The 16,861-nt window shown below is 56.5% G+C and carries 17 protein-coding genes; 2 read left to right on the plus strand and 15 right to left on the minus strand.

What is annotated here, in order from left to right; all coding sequences use genetic code 11:
- Nucleotides 1-85 precede the first annotated feature (85 nt).
- The 10 genes from ACR0CZ_RS05970 to ACR0CZ_RS06015 all read right to left on the minus strand — a co-directional run bounded on the left by ACR0CZ_RS05970 (nt 86) and on the right by ACR0CZ_RS06015 (nt 8,609).
- Nucleotides 86-502, minus strand: a complete 417-nt coding sequence (locus ACR0CZ_RS05970; protein ID WP_170392545.1) for a universal stress protein — start codon at nt 500-502, stop codon at nt 86-88.
- A gap of 208 nt (nt 503-710) precedes the next feature.
- Nucleotides 711-1,889, minus strand: coding sequence for a UxaA family hydrolase (locus tag ACR0CZ_RS05975; RefSeq protein ID WP_170392544.1), 1,179 nt, complete (start codon nt 1,887-1,889; stop codon nt 711-713).
- Between the two features lie 12 nt (nt 1,890-1,901).
- Complete coding sequence (locus tag ACR0CZ_RS05980; RefSeq protein ID WP_170392543.1) at nt 1,902-2,207, minus strand: UxaA family hydrolase; 306 nt, start codon at nt 2,205-2,207, stop codon at nt 1,902-1,904.
- Nucleotides 2,208-2,225: 18 nt separating this feature from the next.
- The gene (locus ACR0CZ_RS05985) at nt 2,226-3,188 is read right to left on the minus strand and encodes an alcohol dehydrogenase catalytic domain-containing protein (RefSeq protein WP_170392542.1); all 963 of its coding nucleotides are present in this window, start codon (nt 3,186-3,188) and stop codon (nt 2,226-2,228) included.
- Nucleotides 3,185-3,922, minus strand: a complete 738-nt coding sequence (locus tag ACR0CZ_RS05990; protein WP_170392541.1) for an SDR family oxidoreductase — start codon at nt 3,920-3,922, stop codon at nt 3,185-3,187. The genes ACR0CZ_RS05985 and ACR0CZ_RS05990 overlap by 4 nt, the downstream gene beginning before the upstream one ends.
- Before the next feature lie 8 nt (nt 3,923-3,930).
- The gene (gene hisD, locus ACR0CZ_RS05995) at nt 3,931-5,238 is read right to left on the minus strand and encodes a histidinol dehydrogenase (protein ID WP_170392540.1); all 1,308 of its coding nucleotides are present in this window, start codon (nt 5,236-5,238) and stop codon (nt 3,931-3,933) included.
- Nucleotides 5,239-5,274: 36 nt separating this feature from the next.
- Nucleotides 5,275-6,606 carry a TRAP transporter large permease gene (locus ACR0CZ_RS06000; protein WP_170392539.1) on the minus strand — a complete coding sequence of 444 codons (1,332 nt, stop codon included), beginning with the start codon at nt 6,604-6,606 and terminating at the stop codon, nt 5,275-5,277.
- Between the two features lie 15 nt (nt 6,607-6,621).
- A complete protein-coding gene (locus ACR0CZ_RS06005) occupies nt 6,622-7,137 on the minus strand; it encodes a TRAP transporter small permease (RefSeq protein ID WP_170392538.1) in 516 nt (171 codons plus the stop codon).
- Between the two features lie 102 nt (nt 7,138-7,239).
- Nucleotides 7,240-8,385 carry a TRAP transporter substrate-binding protein gene (locus ACR0CZ_RS06010; RefSeq protein WP_170392537.1) on the minus strand — a complete coding sequence of 382 codons (1,146 nt, stop codon included), beginning with the start codon at nt 8,383-8,385 and terminating at the stop codon, nt 7,240-7,242.
- Nucleotides 8,386-8,417: 32 nt separating this feature from the next.
- On the minus strand, nt 8,418-8,609 hold the full coding sequence (locus ACR0CZ_RS06015) for a hypothetical protein (protein ID WP_170392536.1): 192 nt from the start codon (nt 8,607-8,609) through the stop codon (nt 8,418-8,420).
- A 171-nt stretch (nt 8,610-8,780) separates the two neighbouring features.
- Here ACR0CZ_RS06015 and ACR0CZ_RS06020 point away from each other — a divergent pair, with 171 nt between their 5' ends.
- A complete protein-coding gene (locus ACR0CZ_RS06020) occupies nt 8,781-9,818 on the plus strand; it encodes a LacI family DNA-binding transcriptional regulator (protein ID WP_170392925.1) in 1,038 nt (345 codons plus the stop codon).
- Between the two features lie 271 nt (nt 9,819-10,089).
- On the opposite strand, the gene ACR0CZ_RS06025 is transcribed toward ACR0CZ_RS06020, so the two are convergent.
- From ACR0CZ_RS06025 to ACR0CZ_RS06040, 4 genes are all read right to left on the minus strand, one after another.
- Entirely contained in the window at nt 10,090-10,869 is a 780-nt protein-coding gene (locus ACR0CZ_RS06025) for an IclR family transcriptional regulator (RefSeq protein ID WP_170392535.1), read from the minus strand.
- A gap of 11 nt (nt 10,870-10,880) precedes the next feature.
- Nucleotides 10,881-12,239: a TRAP transporter large permease gene (locus ACR0CZ_RS06030; RefSeq protein ID WP_170392534.1), complete on the minus strand. Its 1,359-nt coding sequence runs from the start codon at nt 12,237-12,239 to the stop codon at nt 10,881-10,883.
- Nucleotides 12,239-12,904, minus strand: coding sequence for a TRAP transporter small permease (locus ACR0CZ_RS06035; protein WP_170392533.1), 666 nt, complete (start codon nt 12,902-12,904; stop codon nt 12,239-12,241). The genes ACR0CZ_RS06030 and ACR0CZ_RS06035 overlap by 1 nt, the downstream gene beginning before the upstream one ends.
- Nucleotides 12,905-12,970: 66 nt before the next feature.
- Nucleotides 12,971-14,209, minus strand: coding sequence for a TRAP transporter substrate-binding protein (locus tag ACR0CZ_RS06040; protein ID WP_170392532.1), 1,239 nt, complete (start codon nt 14,207-14,209; stop codon nt 12,971-12,973).
- 109 nt (nt 14,210-14,318) lie between these two features.
- On the opposite strand from ACR0CZ_RS06040, the gene ACR0CZ_RS06045 reads away from it, so the two are divergent.
- Nucleotides 14,319-15,914 carry a GMC family oxidoreductase N-terminal domain-containing protein gene (locus ACR0CZ_RS06045; protein WP_170392531.1) on the plus strand — a complete coding sequence of 532 codons (1,596 nt, stop codon included), beginning with the start codon at nt 14,319-14,321 and terminating at the stop codon, nt 15,912-15,914.
- Between the two features lie 327 nt (nt 15,915-16,241).
- Here the strand turns inward: ACR0CZ_RS06045 and ACR0CZ_RS06050 are convergent, their stop codons facing one another.
- Nucleotides 16,242-16,859 (minus strand): TetR/AcrR family transcriptional regulator, encoded by a 618-nt coding sequence (locus ACR0CZ_RS06050; RefSeq protein WP_170392530.1) that lies wholly within the window; start codon nt 16,857-16,859, stop codon nt 16,242-16,244.
- Between the last annotated feature and the right edge of the window lie 2 nt (nt 16,860-16,861).

Raw genomic sequence — 16,861 nt, forward strand, 5'->3', positions numbered from 1 at the left:
AGGGGTGCGAACCCATGGAGTGGTTCCGTGGCCACCTGCTTCTCGCAACGCAGCCGTAGCGTTCGGGTCGACGCTTAGAGAATTTTCAAGATTGCGGTCGCTGAATCAAGACGGAACACGATGCCCGACGAGAAACACGCGCTGCCGTTGATCCTAGAAAATAGTCCATTGCCGATGGGTGATGCGCTCCGACAACAATCAAATCAGCGCCGATTTCTCGCGCGAACTCGGTAATACGCAGCCCTGGCTTTCCCGTTTCTACCTGGCATTTTATATCGGTCGCTTCTCCGGCGATCGACTTTAGGGTTCCCATGATTTTGTTGGTCAGATGGTTCTCGGATTTCACTGTCACGAATTCCGCCGTAAAACCCGGGATTTGTTCCAGAACTGTAAGTAGTGTGATCTTTCCGTCAGCTGCCAAAAGCTTGCGGGCAGTGGTGATTTTCTCGGCAACCAACTCTTCATGATCAATGGCAACGGGGATCAATATGGATTTATACATGTAAAGCACTCCCAGTGAGTTTCGGCGATGTCAACGAGCAGGGCTTGGTGCATCATAACTTGATAAGTACTTTCAGAATTAACGGTTCTGATCTGTTGCCCAGGACCCCGCCCTGCCTTAGTGGCCAAACACCTCGAGCCGCGCCCATTCTGGACCTCGGTTCAAGAGAAAGACGGCCACCGCATATGCAATGGCCGCCTTGAGGTTACTATGCGCTGCGATACAGTTTTGTCATCGAGAATTCCCGATGTCCCAGCGCCTCTGCCGCGGTGTTACGGCCGTTTGCTGTCCTGCGGATCATATCGATCAGAGCATCACCAGCCTGATCGATGGTTTGTTCGCGCCGCAAGATGCCTGAAACATCAACGTCCACATGCTCGCCCATGGTGCGCACTGTACGCGGGTTCGCGGTGATCTTGATGACCGGAACGATCGGGTTGCCCACCACGTTGCCCTGACCTGTCGGGAAGGTATGGATCACAGCACCGCCCGCCGCCATCAGCGTCACACATTCCGCCGCAGCTGATGAACTGTCCATGAAGTAGAGGCCTTTGCCCGAGTTAGGTTGCTCGGCAGGTTCCAGAATGTCGATATACTGCGAAGTCCGGCCGATCTTTTCGAGGTTGCCAAGCGCCTTTTCCTCAATGGTGGTCAGGCCACCTTCGATGTTGCCCTTGGTTGGCTGGCTGTCGCTGAGATCATCGGTCTGATGGGCAAAGATTACATCGTCCTGATAGGCCTTCCACATCTTGTACCAGCGCTCGCCGACCTCTTCGTTGATGGCGCGTTTCTGGCAGATATGTTCCGCCCCGGTGATTTCCGAGGTTTCACCAAAGAACCCGGTGATCCCTTCGGGCAGCAACTTGTCATACATGTTGCCAACGGTTGGGCAGGACCCCAGACCCGTTGTCGTGTCGCTTTCACCGCATTTGGTCGAAATCCAAAGCTCGTTGATCGAGCATTCCTCGCGCTGGACCTCGGTGGCCTTGTGGACAAAATCCTTGGCGGCCCATGAAGCGCGCCGGATGGTCTCGAAGTCACCGTTCTGTTCGATTGAGAACTCTGCCACGTCCTTGCCGGTCTCGCGGATGCCGTCGGCAATGCGCTTGGTCCAACCCGGCTCGATGCCGATCACCACCACCGAGTGGACATTCGGGTTGGCCCCTGTGCCGATCATAGTGCGGAAATGCAGCTCGAGGTCCTCACCGAACTGAAGGCGGCCATAAGCGTGTGGGATTGCCAGCGTGCCCTTGACGTTGTTGGCGACTGCCTCGCAGGCGGCGTTGGAAATGTCATCGACGGGCAGGATCAGCACGTGGTTGCGCACGCCAACCCGGCCATTTTCGCGCCGATACCCCATGACAGTCATGTTTGAATATTTGCTCATGGTATTAACCCCTTACCAGCGCTTGGTCTTGCAGTTTTGCGTGTGGACATGCCCGCCGCGTGGGATGTCAGCGATGATCTTACCAATGTCTTCGCCATATTTGATCGCCGTATCGCCGTTCTTGAGGTCCGTGAGCGCAATCTTGTGGCCAATCGGAACATCCGCGCCTGCGGTCAGGCGAAAGGTCGAGTTGTCATGTGTAATACAGCACAGCATGTCGGTGCCTGCAGTCAGGCCTTCAACGACCACGACACCGACATTGTCTTCCTCTTCATGCACCAAAAGGTGCGGTATTTCATTTGGGGCTGGATTTGACATGAAGGTCTCCGGTTTTTGCTATGGTTTAAGGATGGTTTTCGGCGCAAGCGTCTTGCCAGCGCGAATGTCTGTAAAGGCCGCGGCCCCGTCGGACAGGTCGCGGGTTTCAACCCAGTCAAGCGTCCCGAGGCGGCCGTTGAACATGGCATTGCATGTGTCGCGGAAGTCCTGTGCGGTATAGGTGTAGGTGCCGATCAGCGTGATTTCCTGCAGCGTGATGCGTCGGATATCCAATCCACCTTCGGAACTGCCTAGGCCGATGTGCAAAATCACCCCGCCCGGGCTGACGAGCGCCGAGGCAACCGCACGGGTAGACGAAAACCCCACTGCGTCGATCACCAATGGAATGTCCTGTTCCGGTGTGTCCACAACGGCGATTCCACAGGTGTCGCGAAGATAGGTCGCACGGGCTGCGTTGGGTTCGGATAATGTCACCTGCTCGACCCCCATCGCAGTGAGCGCGAGAGCTGCCGCTAGCCCGATTGCCCCGCCGCCAATCACATGGGCACGCCGTTCGTCTGCCGGGTGCAGGGACGCAAGCCCCAGCCGCACCGCATGCCAGCTGACTGCAATCGGTTCGGCGAGTGCGGCCTGCTCCAGCGTGATATGCGAGGGCACTTCAATCAAATTGCGCTCTGGGATAGCGACGTATTCCGCAAAAGCGCCTTCGCGCGGCGGCATTGAGATGATCTGTCGCGAGGGGCAAAGGTTCTCACGTCCGGACCGGCTGGCCGCGCTGTTGGGGTCGTTTACCAGCGGATTGATGGTTACGCGGCGACCATCAGCAGTCACACCGGCCCCCTCATGGCCCAGGATCAGCGGTGCCGGGCGGCGATCATCATGGCCCAGATAGGCGTGCATGTCGGACCCGCAAATACCGACGCTATCGATGCGGACGAGAACCTCATCGGGGCCGGGCTCCGGGTCCGCGAAATAGCGGTATTCCAGTGTTTCGACATCAGTGTAAACCAAAGCTTTCATTTCGCTGTAAACCCTCCATCGACCATCAAAACTTGCCCGGTTACGAAGGCACAGGCATCAGAGCAAAAGAACAGCAACGGGCCGTCGAGGTCTTTGGGCTCACCGTTGCGACCGATACAGGTCTGCGCAGCATTACGGTTCGCGCGTTCAGGATCATTGAACACCGCAGCCGTCAGCTCGGTTCGAAAGAACCCAGGGCCAATCGCGTTTACGCATATTCCGCTCGATGACCAGGCCTCGGCCATTGCTCGGGTCAGCTGTGCCACGCCGCCCTTAGACGCCCCATAGCTAAGCCCACCTGGAAAAGCCCGGCTGGACTGGAGCGATGCGAAATTTACGATCCGTCCCCAGCCTTTGGCCTTCATATCGGGCACTAGGTGCTGCGACAGAAAGAAGGGAACGGCAAGGTTCAATCCCAGTGTGATGTCCCACCCCTCAGGCGATACATCATCCGCAGCCTCGCGCGTGTTGATCCCGGCGGCATGCACCAGAATATCCGGTGCCCCAAACGGCTGCGACGCGGCAACGGCCAGCTCTGCCAACCGATCGCGATCCGAAAGATCCCATGGCAGCGCATGAACCTGATCCAGCTCGGCCAACGCTTCTGCACGTCGCGCCACGCCCACGACCTTAGCGCCAGCATGCGACAGTACCTCTGCCGCTCTGCGACCAAGGCCGGAGCTGGCCCCGGTCACAAGAGCGGTATGTCCAGTGAGATCAGGATGATAGGTCACGGGTTGGGTCAGTCTTCGGCTGTCAGGTCAAAGTTTTCATCGGGGAAGAACTTGGCCAGTCGAATATCCGCGGTACGCGCGTGCCCCTCCATACCTTCAAGGCGTGAGATACGGGCCGTCGCCTGCGCAATCGGCTTCATCGCATCAGCGGTCGAGCGCTGCCAGGTCACGATCTTCATGTATTTATGGACGCTGAGGCCACCGGTGTAAGTGGCCGCCCGGCTCGTGGGCAGCACGTGATTGGTGCCCGAGGCTTTGTCGCCAAAGGCAACCGTGGTCTCTTCGCCCAAGAAAAGCGACCCATAGCACGTCAGCCGATCCAGCCACCAATCAAGATCATCGGCCATGACTGTCAGGTGTTCTGGAGCGTATTGATCCGATGTCGCCGCCATTTCTTCGCGATCCGCGCACAGGATGACCTCGGCATAATCGCGCCACGCAGCCGTAGCGTTTTCGCGGTTCACTTCGGGCAGGTCCTCGATCAGCACTGGCACCAAGCGCATAACCTCTTCGGCGAGGTCGCGATTGTCTGTCACCAGCCAAACCGGTGAGTTGTATCCGTGCTCGGCCTGCCCAACGAGGTCAGTTGCAACAACCATCGGATCAGCAGTGACATCCGCAAGGACCAGACTGTCCGTCGGGCCCGCGATCATGTCGATGCCGACACGCCCGAACAGGATACGCTTTGCTTCGGCCACAAACTGATTGCCGGGGCCCACAAGGATGTTAGCCTTGGGAAGCCCGAACAACCCGAAGGTCATCGCCGCAACCCCCTGCACGCCGCCCATGGCCATGATCTTGTCGGCGCCACAGATATGCGCGGCGTAGACGATCGCAGGCGCGATACCGACATCCGGGCGCGGCGGTGAGCACGCGACAATGTGCTTACATCCCGCCACCTTCGCCGTCGTCACGGTCATGATCGCGCTGGCGATATGGCTGTAGCGCCCGCCTGGGACGTAGCAACCGGCTGCATCCACCGGGATCATCTTCTGGCCAGCGGTCAGGCCCGGCACAACCTCGACTGCGATGTCGGTCATGGACGCTTTCTGTGCCTCGGCAAAGCGTTTGACGTTGCTGTGGCTGAACTCGATGTCGCGCTTCAGCTTTTCTGGCACGGCATCCATCGCGGCCTGGATTTCGGCATCGCTGAGAATGACGTTGCCTTCGTAGTTATCGAATTTGGCTGCGTATTCCAACGCCTTGGCATCGCCACCTGTCTCAATGTCGGTCAGGATTCCCTGCACAATTTCACTGACATCTGACGCTCCGCTGCGCGCGGTCAGCGTGGCTTTCTTCAGGTATTCACGGGTCATGAATTAGGTCCTTTTCTTACCGCGTCTTTCGGCGGCTTATCGATAGACATCAGGCAACAGCGAGGTAGAGAACGCCGGGATATAGGCGATCATCAACGTCACGATCAGCATGAAGAAAACAAACGGGATGGCGCGGTAGGCGATCTTGAGGATCGACTCGCCCGTAATCCCCGACACCACGAACAAGTTCAGCCCCAAGGGTGGAGTAATAAACCCGACCCCCAGCGCGGTGATCATCATGATGCAGAACTGAATCTGGTTCATCTCAATCTCTTGCGCCAACGGGTAGAGGATCGGTGCCAGGATCACGATGTTGGGCGTCGTTTCCATAACGCAGCCCGCAATGATCAGGATAAGGACCATCATGGCGATCAGTACGAATTCGTTACTGCTGACTGAGGTCAAAGCTCCGACAAATCCTTGCGGCACTCCAATGATCGCCAGAGCTTCGGCCAGAGGGATCGAGAAGGCGATGATCGGAAGGATCACACCGTTGACCTTGGCCGAACTGACCAGCATGGCCGGGAAATCGGACAATTTCAGTGTGCCCAGGATAAACCCGATGAATATGGTCACGACAACCGCCACAGCGCCTGCCTCCGTCGGGGTCAGTTTCCCCGAGAAGATGCCGTAGAAAATGATGCCGGGGACAAGGAAAGCGTACCAGCCGGACTTGACCGTCTTCCACAGGTTCGCGCGCCATTCAGCTGCGGTCATCATGCCACCGCCTTCCCAAAGGTTCAGCCGGTTCATCACGACGTTGGTGATCAGGATGGCCGTCAAGATCAAAAGGCCGGGGATCAGCGCAGCAAGGAACAAGGTCGAGACCGCTATGCCCAGCACGAGGCCGATGATGATATAGGCGATAGAGGGCGGGATGAGGATGCCGGTACAGGCTCCTGCTGCGACCAAAGCACAGGCGTAGGGGCGGGGATAACCGCTCTCGACCAGCCGGTCGATAGTCATCCGCCCTACCGCTGCCGCACCTGCTGCGTCCGACCCGGAGATCGCTGCGAACATGCCGCAGACCAGGACGGTGGCCGAACCGAAGCCACCCTTGGCCCAGCAGGTCAGGGCTTCGGCGACGTCCAGAAACTTTCGACTGAGCCCGGTTCGGACAAGCACGTCGCCGGTCAGGATGAACAGCGGTACGGCGGTCAGCGCGAAGGCATCGATGCCCGAGAACAGCTTTTCACCGACAAGGCTCAGCGGCAATGCGCCGGACATGATCAGCATTGTGATCGATGCTGCGCCGATCGCGGCCCAGACCGGAACGGCGAGCGCGACAAGAGCGACGAAGAGAATGACAGAGGCGTAGAAATCCCACCCAAGTTCAAGCGTTTGACCGCCGAGTTGTTGCCACATCATGGCTCAGGCCCTCCCTTAATCAAACAGCTTGTCGCCTTCGTAGACGGGACGGCCCGTTCGAAGGTCGGCAATATCGCGGAGGAAGGACTGCACCAGCCGAAAGATGACCAGCGCGAAGCCAAACGGCACCGCCATCAGGAAAAAGACCTGGCTGATCCGCAGGCCGTGTGTGACAGACCCGAATTTCCAGGACACGTGGACTGTCTCCCACGACCAATAGATCGCGACGAGTGCCACGATGAACATCACGATGTCGCCGAAGATGTACAGCAGCGTTTTGACCGTGCGCGGGACGTAGTGCATCAGAACATCAATGCGGATATGCCCGCGTTCCTTGACTGCAGCGGCGGCACCGATCCATGCGAGATAGATGAACGCATACCGGACGATTTCTTCGCCCCAGATGGACGAGTAGGCAAAGACCTCGCGCCGGACCACTTCGATAAACATCGTGCCGACGAGCATGACGTAGAAGACTAAAAGCAGCCAACGTTCGGCATTTTTATCAATCGCTCGAAAGAGCTGAGACATAGCATCCTCACTACCGTCACGCGGCGGCGACGTGTTCTAGTGGGTTTTTAATGGGCAAACATCGGATGAGCCGACGCTGGACGCGCCGGCCCGAAGACGCGATCAGGCGTCGTGCACGTAGTATTTCGCACGCGTGTCTGCGGCTTCTTCCAGCTTGGCGAACGCATCCATCGATCCGGCCAGCTCGGTCTTGAAGCTGTCCCATTCGCTGCGCTGATAGCCACCGGCCTCTTTCCATTCGCCCAACTGATCTTCGCTGAGCGAGTGGAACTCGACGCCATTCGCGATCAATTGAGACATGGCGTAGGCCCGTGCCGAAGGCACTTTGGACAGGTTCTGCTGCTGGGTGACTTCGCCCGCAAATTCGATACCTTCCTTGACGTCCATCGGCAGGCTGTCGAACCATTCAAGGTTGATCGAATAGACCTGACTGTCCGGCACCGCCTGAGTGAAGGTCACATGGCTGAGGATCTCACCAAAGCCAAAGACATGCAGCGCACCCACCGAGGGATCAAGCGCATCTGCGACGCCTTGCCGGATCGCTGACGGAGTCTCACCCCACGCAACAGGCGTCGGGTTCGCACCCACCATGCCATAATACTGCTGCAGCATTTTTGATCCGGGTACGCGGAATTTGACACCGGACATATCGCCGGGGGTGATAATTGCGTTGCCTCCCTGGCGAACAGCGACGACGCGCGGATCGATCACGATATACATCAGCGCTTTAAAGCCGGATGCCGCGATCTTGGGGTCTACTTCCGCCTTCCAAGCTTCAGAGGAAGTCAGGTTCGTGAACCGCTGGTTGGACCCGCAGAAATATGGAAGGTTGATCAGATCAACCACACTCGCAAAGGGCGCGAAATTCGATAGCGAGTGTTGCGCCGCTTGTATTGTCCCGCCCTGAACCGCCTGCGCCAGTGCTCCGCCCGCGCCAAGCTGACCACCGGGCGCCAGTTTCACATAGACCTTGCCATTCGTCATGTTCTGGATGTTTTCTTTCAGGTCCAGCTGCATGATCGGATAGCTGCGAGACGCGCCCAGAACATAGGCCGTTGCCAACGTCATCTTGAATTCAGCCGCGTTTTCGCGATCGCGTTCCTCGGCGGCGGTCTGTGCTGCCGCTTCGCTGGACCACAATGTCCCAGCCGCGCCGGCGACCATGGCCGCCGTGAACGAGCCGGTGCCCGCGAGTTTCAAAAAATTCCGACGCTCGGCCGAAGCCAGCTCCTGTTTAGTCTTGTCCATGTGTTCTCCTCCCGTTGGACTTTTTTTCGGATTTATTCCTTTGATTTTTTCTCCGAAATTTCTTTTGCTTCGCTCCGCAGAATGCCGATCGAAAAGGCGATGGCCGCAGCAAACAAGATCAACATTTCCCAGATATTGTTGACCAAGGGCGCATTCGAGACTGCTCCGATCACTACGTTCGCTACAAACGCGAGCAGCAATATTCCAGCTATCAAGTATGGCATGCGTCCTCCCCAACCCATCCAATGTCTCGCACTGAGTCGCCTGCAATGTAAGCGCTTACATTTTGTTATGCAAGCGCTTACATTGCATATGTGCTGTAGGTTCCCGACAAATCGTGCTTTTGATAGAATTCGTCTTGAGCTAGTTGCCCATCCAGAATGACAAGAAAAACCATGCCTCAAAGCGGTCACGAAAACACAGTCCCAACCCTTGCAGATGTTGCCCGACATGCGAACGTGTCCACCGCAACCGTCTCGCGGTGCCTGAACTCGCCAGAGCGGGTAGGGCAAAGCACAAGGGAACGAGTTCTGGCAGCTGTACGAGAACTTGGGTACGCGCCAAATTTCGGAGCCCAAGCCCTTGCAGCAAGGCAGACAAATACGATTGCTGCCGTGATACCGACTATGGAGAACGCTGTTTTTGCACGCGGACTACAGGCGTTTCAGGAAGAACTGGTGCGGCATGGTAAAACGCTTCTGGTTGCTTCGTCCGCCTATGATTCAGAGCTGGAAGAACAACAGGTGCGTGCGTTGGTAGCGCGGGGTGCAGATGGGTTGCTGCTGATTGGGTACGATCGCGAACCGGAGATCTATGCGTTTCTGGAAAAGCAGCGTGTACCAACTCTGATCGCCTGGTCATTTGATCCTGACCAATCCCCGCCTGCCATCGGCTTTGACAATCGGGCTGCGATGTTTGCCCTTGCCCGGCAGGTCATTGGATATGGGCATCAGCATATCGCGTGTATCTCTGCTCCAACCGCTTCGAATGATCGGGCAAGGGAACGCGTTCAAGGCATTCGGGATGCCAAACAAGAGGCCGGTCAGGACCCGAATACAATGTTTCTTGTCGAGACCGCTTACGGCGTTGAAACTGGTGAAGTTGCTTTGCGCGAGGTCATGACAGCCGCACCAGAAACGACTGCCGTGATGTGCGTCAATGATGTTTTGGCGGTCGGAGCCTTACGTGCGGCTCGGGAAATGGGGCTTGAGGTGCCCAGGGACCTCTCAATTACCGGTTTTGACGATATCGAAATTGCAATGCTCGCCGAACCCGCTCTTACGACGGTCCATGTCCCGCATCGCGAGATGGGTCGTCGCGCCGCTGGGATGCTGATCCAGATACTCCGTGATGCGCACAGCGGTCAAAGTGTTGAGTTGCCGACAGAAATAAGACTACGTCAATCACTCGGTCCTGCCCGCACTATTGAGTGATCCCAACCTTGAGGGCTATCTTTGGAAATCTACTCGCTCGAATCTACCAACGATGTACGACCCGGATTCGGCATGCACGGCCAATCCAACTTGAACTACTGGTGTGAGTATTTCTTAGACTCAGAGTTTATGGCTAGCAGACTAAGAGAGCTGTGAGGAAGGCCTTTGTGCGCGGCTCATCCGTTGCGATGCAGAATGCCCTGAACCGGACGATGCCTGCCGTGGCAATCGGGCAAAAATTATTATGTCGCGGCTGTCTTTCAGGTTCTGGTCACGTGGTTAACAGAGCCGAAAGTTCATTTGCCCCCTTTTTCAGGATACCCAGAAACGACATCAGGCTGTTGACGTTGTGACGTTGTGTCGGTGCATGAACCGAAAGTGTGCCCACCAATCGGCCTTGCCCATCTTGAACGGGTACTGCTAGGGCTGCCATTCCACTCATGAACTCTTCATCATCAGTGGAATAACCGTTCTGAGCGATATGTTGGATTTCCGTGCGCAATGACTGCGGATCGGTCAGGGAACTTTCAGTCTGTGGCTGCAGATTTCCTGCTGAAAGAAATCCATCCAGTGTTTTCTGCCGGAGCGTGGACAAGTACATCTTGCCGCTGGCGGTGCAATGAAAGGGAACCTGTGTCCCGACCGGTAATTGAATGCGCAAAGGCCACTTCGTCTCAACCCGGTCAAGATAGATCATGCCCTCTCGGTCAGGAATGGCGAGATTGCAGGTCTCACCAACCTGCTCGGCGACACTGCGTAAGATCGCCAAACGCGCTGTGCGCAGATGCTCGGACGACATGGTGTTGACTGAAAGCAACCTTAGACGGTGCCCGGGACCGTATGAGCGGCCATCCAGATCACGCTGCAGGAAACCTTCGGCCTCTGCTGTTTGCAACAAACGGTGGATTGTTGGTTTCGCCAGACCGAGTGCCTCGATCAGGTCCGATGGTTTGACGGCAACCCCGCGTCGCGCCACCTCCTCAAGGATGAGGAGAAGGCGCAAGTTTGTTGGGATCTGGGTTTCTTTGTCTTGTGTTTCCGTTTCGGCCATCCCGCAACAGTCTAGTTATTTGGCAGCAGGATCAAGGCCAGATCAGGTACAAGCGAGATCAAAATCCACACTGATATCAGCGCTGCTAGATAGGGCACAGTGTACCGAAGCAGACGGAAGTAGGGAACGCCAGTCACCCCTGATGCCACGTAGAGATTGAGACCGTAGGGGGGTGTGATGAAGCCAATCGAAGCCCCCACAAGGAAGATTACCGAGAAATGGATCGGATCAATCCCGACCGAGGCCGCAATCGGTGCCAGAATCGGGGCCAGGATGATCGTGACAGGCAGGCTTTCGAGTACCATGCCCGAGAAGAAAACGATCACCATCGAAGTAAACAGAACCGCATGGTAGCCACCCATCGAGGTTACGAAATCCCCAATGGTTTGCTGAGCGCCAAGCAATGACAGGATCTGCTGCATCACCACAGAAATCGCGATCAGCGGTGCGAGGATACCTGTGATCTGGGCCGAGCGGATCACGATTGAGGGGATCTCGGGGATCGTGAAGCCTTCGACGACAAACATCTCGGCATAGCTTTTTTCGGTGGGTGAGATGTCGTTCCGCGCGCCCATGATCCGATTGATCGGATAGCTGACCAATCCTGCGATAACACAAAAGCCGACCGTCACTCCGGCTGCCTCAGTTGGTGAGAATTTGCCTGTGTATATACCCCACAGCACCAGCCCGATGGCGAAGAATCCAAGCCAGGCACCGAATGCAGTTTTCAGCACCCGGTTCAGTTGCAGCGGGATCAGATGACCCCACCCGTTCATGCGGCAAATGATCCAGCAGGCGAACTGCATGCCAAAGACCATCAGCGCGCCCGGAAGGATACCCGCCACAAATAGCTCGGAAATCGGCAGGTTCATCAGGAAACCGTAGACGATAAAGATAATCGAGGGAGGAATGATGATCCCCACAGTTCCACCAGCCGCAGCGGTGGCTGCGCTGAAACGTTCGTCATAACCCCCTTTGACCATCTCGGGGTGCAGCATCGAACCGATCGTGGCGGTTGTGGCCGAGTTTGAGCCTGAGATTGCTGCGAACAATCCGCAAGCCCCGAGGGATGCCATCGCCAGCCCGCCGCGTATCCAGCCCAGACAGGCATAAGCAAAATCGCTGAGCCGCCGCGCGATGCCCGATTTATTGATCAGGTCTCCGGTCAGGATGAACAGCGGCATCGCCAGCAAGGCGAAACCCTTGTTGAACACGTTCAGAAGTTCAGCACCCATGTTGTCCAGCGTCAGGCCAAGAACAAACGAACAGCCGATGACCCAATAGCCGATTACCAGCAAAACCGGTACGCCCAGCATGAACAGAAACGTGACCGCAAGAGAGATCAGTGTGACCATAGTTCCGTCTGTCATCAGTCTGCTCCGATCACGGCCTGCTTGATCAGCGGCTCGCCTGTTTTCCAGTTGTTCAGATCATCGGCAAGGTTCTGAAACACGCGCCCGACCATCAGAAAGAACGACAGCGGTGCGGCCAGAAGGAACCACCACTGCATGATATTGTCTGTTCCCAGAACGATCTGAAAGTTTGATGCCGACAATGCCACCAGCCGTGTTGTGGTCACGATGACGATCACCGCAAAGATGAACCACAATATCGCGTCGAGTATCAGGCAAGCCAATTGCCCAGCCCTCGGCATTGCAGTGCGGAATTCGCTGAAGCTCAAATGTGTGCGCAGGCGGACATTGTACGACGCCCCAAACCACGCCATGACCATGAACAGCAGCGGGGGAATGGTGGTCGACCAGGGTTCCTGATCGTTGAACACAAACCGGTCGATCACGCCCCAGAAGATGATTAATGCGATCGCAAGGTAGGAATACACCATCACCGACCGTTCCAGATGACGTTCAACAAAGGGCACCGCCCGATAGATCAACATGATCACGATTCCGCCAATCGCCGAGACAATCGCGCCCAACACCCAGGCGGCGTCGGATTCCAGTGCGGATTGAATCTCGAACGAATCCTGGCTGAGAAAGGCGCTGAAAATCGCGCCGATGTCTGCCCAAAACGACATGAACCCCGTCCTCCCAGTCGGTATAAAGTTGAACCGGCCCGCTCAGGGCCGGTTCGTAACAGTCTATCAGGCTTCGCCTTTCCACCAACGGCGCGGTTCGACATTTTCCGGCAGGGTGTCGGCCGGAATCTCGCGCGCGATGTCGTAGATTTCCTGATAGGTATCAATGCCGCCTGCCCATTTATTCAGACGTTCGCGCCACTGGGCCCAAGGCTCTGGGTTGTAGTTCGGAGCGCACATCTCTTCGGCCAGCTTGATCTGATCGTCAGCCAGGAATGCCGGGCGCACGCCATTTTCGGCGAAGATAGTGTCCGGCAATTGCGGCTCCGAGAAACCCACCGTATTCAGCAATGCGGCTTCATTCGCACCCTGGATCAACGCTTGAGTGAAGTAGGAAGATTCCATAACTGCGTCTTGCAATTCTCCACTCAGACCGTCAAAGACCTCGGCCGACATGGACGTATGTTCAGTGCCGCAGAAAAATTTCAGATTGACCGACTGCGAAACCACCGGCGCCATGTTGGCGTAAGCCACGGCCGAGGCCCAGGTTTCCGCCCCATCGATCAGACCTGTCTTAAGCGCATCCAGTGTCTCTTCCCAAGCCACCGGGACTGGGTTCAGATTCAGCAATTGCATTGCAATCCGGCCCAACTGCGTACCCGTCACGCGATTTTTGGTACCAAACAACTCTTCCAGTTTGGTGACGGTCGGCTTGTCGGCAAAGGTCGAACCCATTTGCAGGCCGCGTAGCTCACAATGGGTAAACAGGAACTTCAACCCGTGCCGTTTTTCCAGCGGATCACGCAGGATGCGCTGGCTCGCCGGGCTATAGAAGAAGTGATACTGCGCCGCGCGGCTGGGGAACATATAGGCGTAGTCCAGCACGTTCAGATAAGGTGCGCCTCCGGCCGAGTTCTGAGTTGAAGCAGCATAAATATCGACGATTCCCTGCTGGGTCTTTTCGACACAGCTCAGCTGGCCGCAGATCTGGTTGTCGCCGATGAATTCGATGCGAATCTCGCCGTCCGTGCGTTCTTCCAGGTCGCGCGCGAACTCAATTGCGCCGGCGCGTTCAATCAACAGGTTGCGGGTGTTGAAGCCCGACGCGCCGAATTTCAGCGTGTGCTTCGGCTCTTTCGAAAAGCGCTTTTCATAGGTGGATTCGGCGGCATGCGCCAGATTCGCCAGACTCATCGCGCCGCCGAACCCGCCCGCCGCCAGCAGTGTCGAGCTCATGCCGTAACGCCCGGCCACGCGGAAGAAATCTCGCCGTGAAATACCACTTAGTTTCCGTCCGATCTCCATTGCTTACCTCCCTGATCGCAATTATTGAGACGTTTTGTATCAAAAAAGGCTAGTATAATTCTTGCATCTTGCATAGAGTTTTTTTCAGCGACGTTGGAAGGAGGCGGTCATGGAGGTGGATTATGCAGTTGTTGGCGCAGGATCGTCGGGCTGTGTCATTGCCAATCGGTTGAGCGCAGACCCCAACACAACTGTTGCGCTGCTCGAAGCAGGTGGCCGCGATACCAACCCGTGGATTCACATCCCCGTCGGCTATTTCAAAACGATGCATAACCCCTCGGTTGACTGGTGCTATCGCACTGAGCCCGACCCCGGCCTTAACGGTCGATCCATCGACTGGCCACGGGGCAAGGTGCTGGGTGGCTCATCCTCGCTGAACGGGTTGCTCTATGTGCGTGGCCAGAAGGAAGATTACGACCGCTGGCGGCAAATGGGCAACGAGGGTTGGGGCTGGGACGATGTGCTACCCCTGTTCAAACGCTGTGAGGATCAAGAGCGCGGCGAGGATGAATATCATGGCGTCGATGGCCCCTTGTCAGTGTCCAACATGCGCATTCAGCGCCCGATCTGCGATGCCTGGGTCGCGGCGGCACAGGCCGCCGGTTACCCGTTCAACCCAGATTATAACGGGGCCGAGCAAGAAGGTGTGGGTTACTTCCAACTGACCACGCGCAATGGCCGCCGCTGTAGCGCCGCCGTCGCCTATCTCAAGCCCATTCGCAGTCGTCAGAACCTCAACATCATCACCAAAGCGCTTGTGTCGCGTGTGGTTCTGGATGGGAAAAAAGTAACCGGGCTGGTCTACCGGGATCGTTCTGGTGCCGAGCAGACCCTGACAGTTCGGCGCGAGGTCATCCTGTCCGGTGGGGCGATCAACTCTCCCCAAATCCTGATGTTGTCAGGGATCGGAGAGCCGGATCATCTAAAGGAAAATGGTATCAAACCGCTGCACGCCCTGCCGGGTGTTGGCAAAGGTCTTCAGGATCACTTGCAGGCGCGGCTGGTGTTCAAATGCAATGAGCCCACACTGAATGACGAAGTTCGCAGCCTGTTCAATCAGGCGCGAATCGCGCTGAAATACGCACTATTCCGTGCGGGTCCGATGACAATGGCCGCCAGCCTTGCGACTGGTTTCATGAAAACCCGGCCCGATGTTGAGACGCCCGACATTCAGTTCCACGTGCAACCCTGGTCCGCCGACAGCCCAGGCGAAGGCGTGCATCCGTTTTCGGCCTTCACGATGTCGGTCTGCCAACTGCGTCCGGAAAGTCGGGGAGAGCTGCGCCTGAACGGACCGGACCCATCCGAACATGTCAAGATCATCCCGAACTATCTGTCCACTGAAACGGACTGCCGAACCATTGTCGACGGCGTGAACATCGCGCGCGGGATTGCCAAACAAAACCCTCTGGCCTCGAAGATATCAGAAGAGTTTCGACCAACGGCAGAGCTGAGCTGCGAAGACTATGACGGCACTCTGGATTGGGCCAGATCGAACAGCGTGTCGATCTACCACCCAACCGGCACCTGCGCGATGGGGAACGCCGAGACGTCTGTTGTCGACGCAAGACTAAAGGTACACGGTATTTCGAACCTGCGGGTGGCTGATTGTTCGATCATGCCGGAAATCGTCAGCGGCAACACCAACGCACCAGCGATCATGATTGGCGAAAAGGCAAGCGACCTGATTAAGGCGGATGCTTGAGAAATCTGCCATCGTATCTGATCGCCTGATCCCTACAGTATCAATAGATCAGTGCGTCAATCGCATTAAAAACGATCTGGCGCTGTGCCGGTGGTTGGAATCTGCATTCGCTTTGCGACCGCTTTGTCTTGTGACTAAACGAAGTCTGGTAACCGAACCTCGGATGATATTGCGTTAGCCAATAGTCCTAACCGCAACTCCAACTTTCTTTTGACCTCCCCCGCGTTTCGGCCGACTCAAAATCGGTCTTTGCTGCCTACATGATTGTCTCAGGCAGCTCCCTTTGGCTAACATTCACGAATTCCAAAACGACACGCTACCCACGTGCTAATGACGTGCCAACAGGGAACTCATAATAAAGTCTTCAGCGCACACAATGATCCCGGTCATGGGCAATTCTGACAGCACACTACGATATGCACTGCCTTCCAGAACTTCGATCACCAGTTGTGACGCCTGAAGGGGATCCGGAACGGCGCGCAATTCACCGCCGGTAATTCCTCGCTTCACTACGGCTTCCAGGGCCTCAGTCAAACTCGACCGGTTCTCGACGAACAGCTGCGCGATGTCCGGTTGACGAACTGCTTCGCTCGAAATTTCCAATGTTAAAATAACGTTATCCGGCGCAGCAAGGTATTTTGCGTAGGCCTTGATGAACTTTCTTATGACTTTGGGCGCGGGCGCATCTGAGTTCAGGATTTTCAGAAACGGCTCCATCTCGCGGCGTTCAAGCATTGCGATTTCTACAAGCACATCATGTTTGCCGCGAAAATGATTATAGAGATTTCCTAGGCTGACGCCCGCCCGCGCAGCGATATCGCGGACGCCTGTCTGATGATAGCCGCGCTCAAGGAAACACATAACTGCGGCCTCCAAAATCTGGTTGCGACGCTTGGCTGTTGCCTTTTCCCGGATTGATTCCGGCTTCTTGGTGTCATCGGACATTT

It is taken from the genome of Ruegeria sp. H9, from assembly GCF_056532915.1.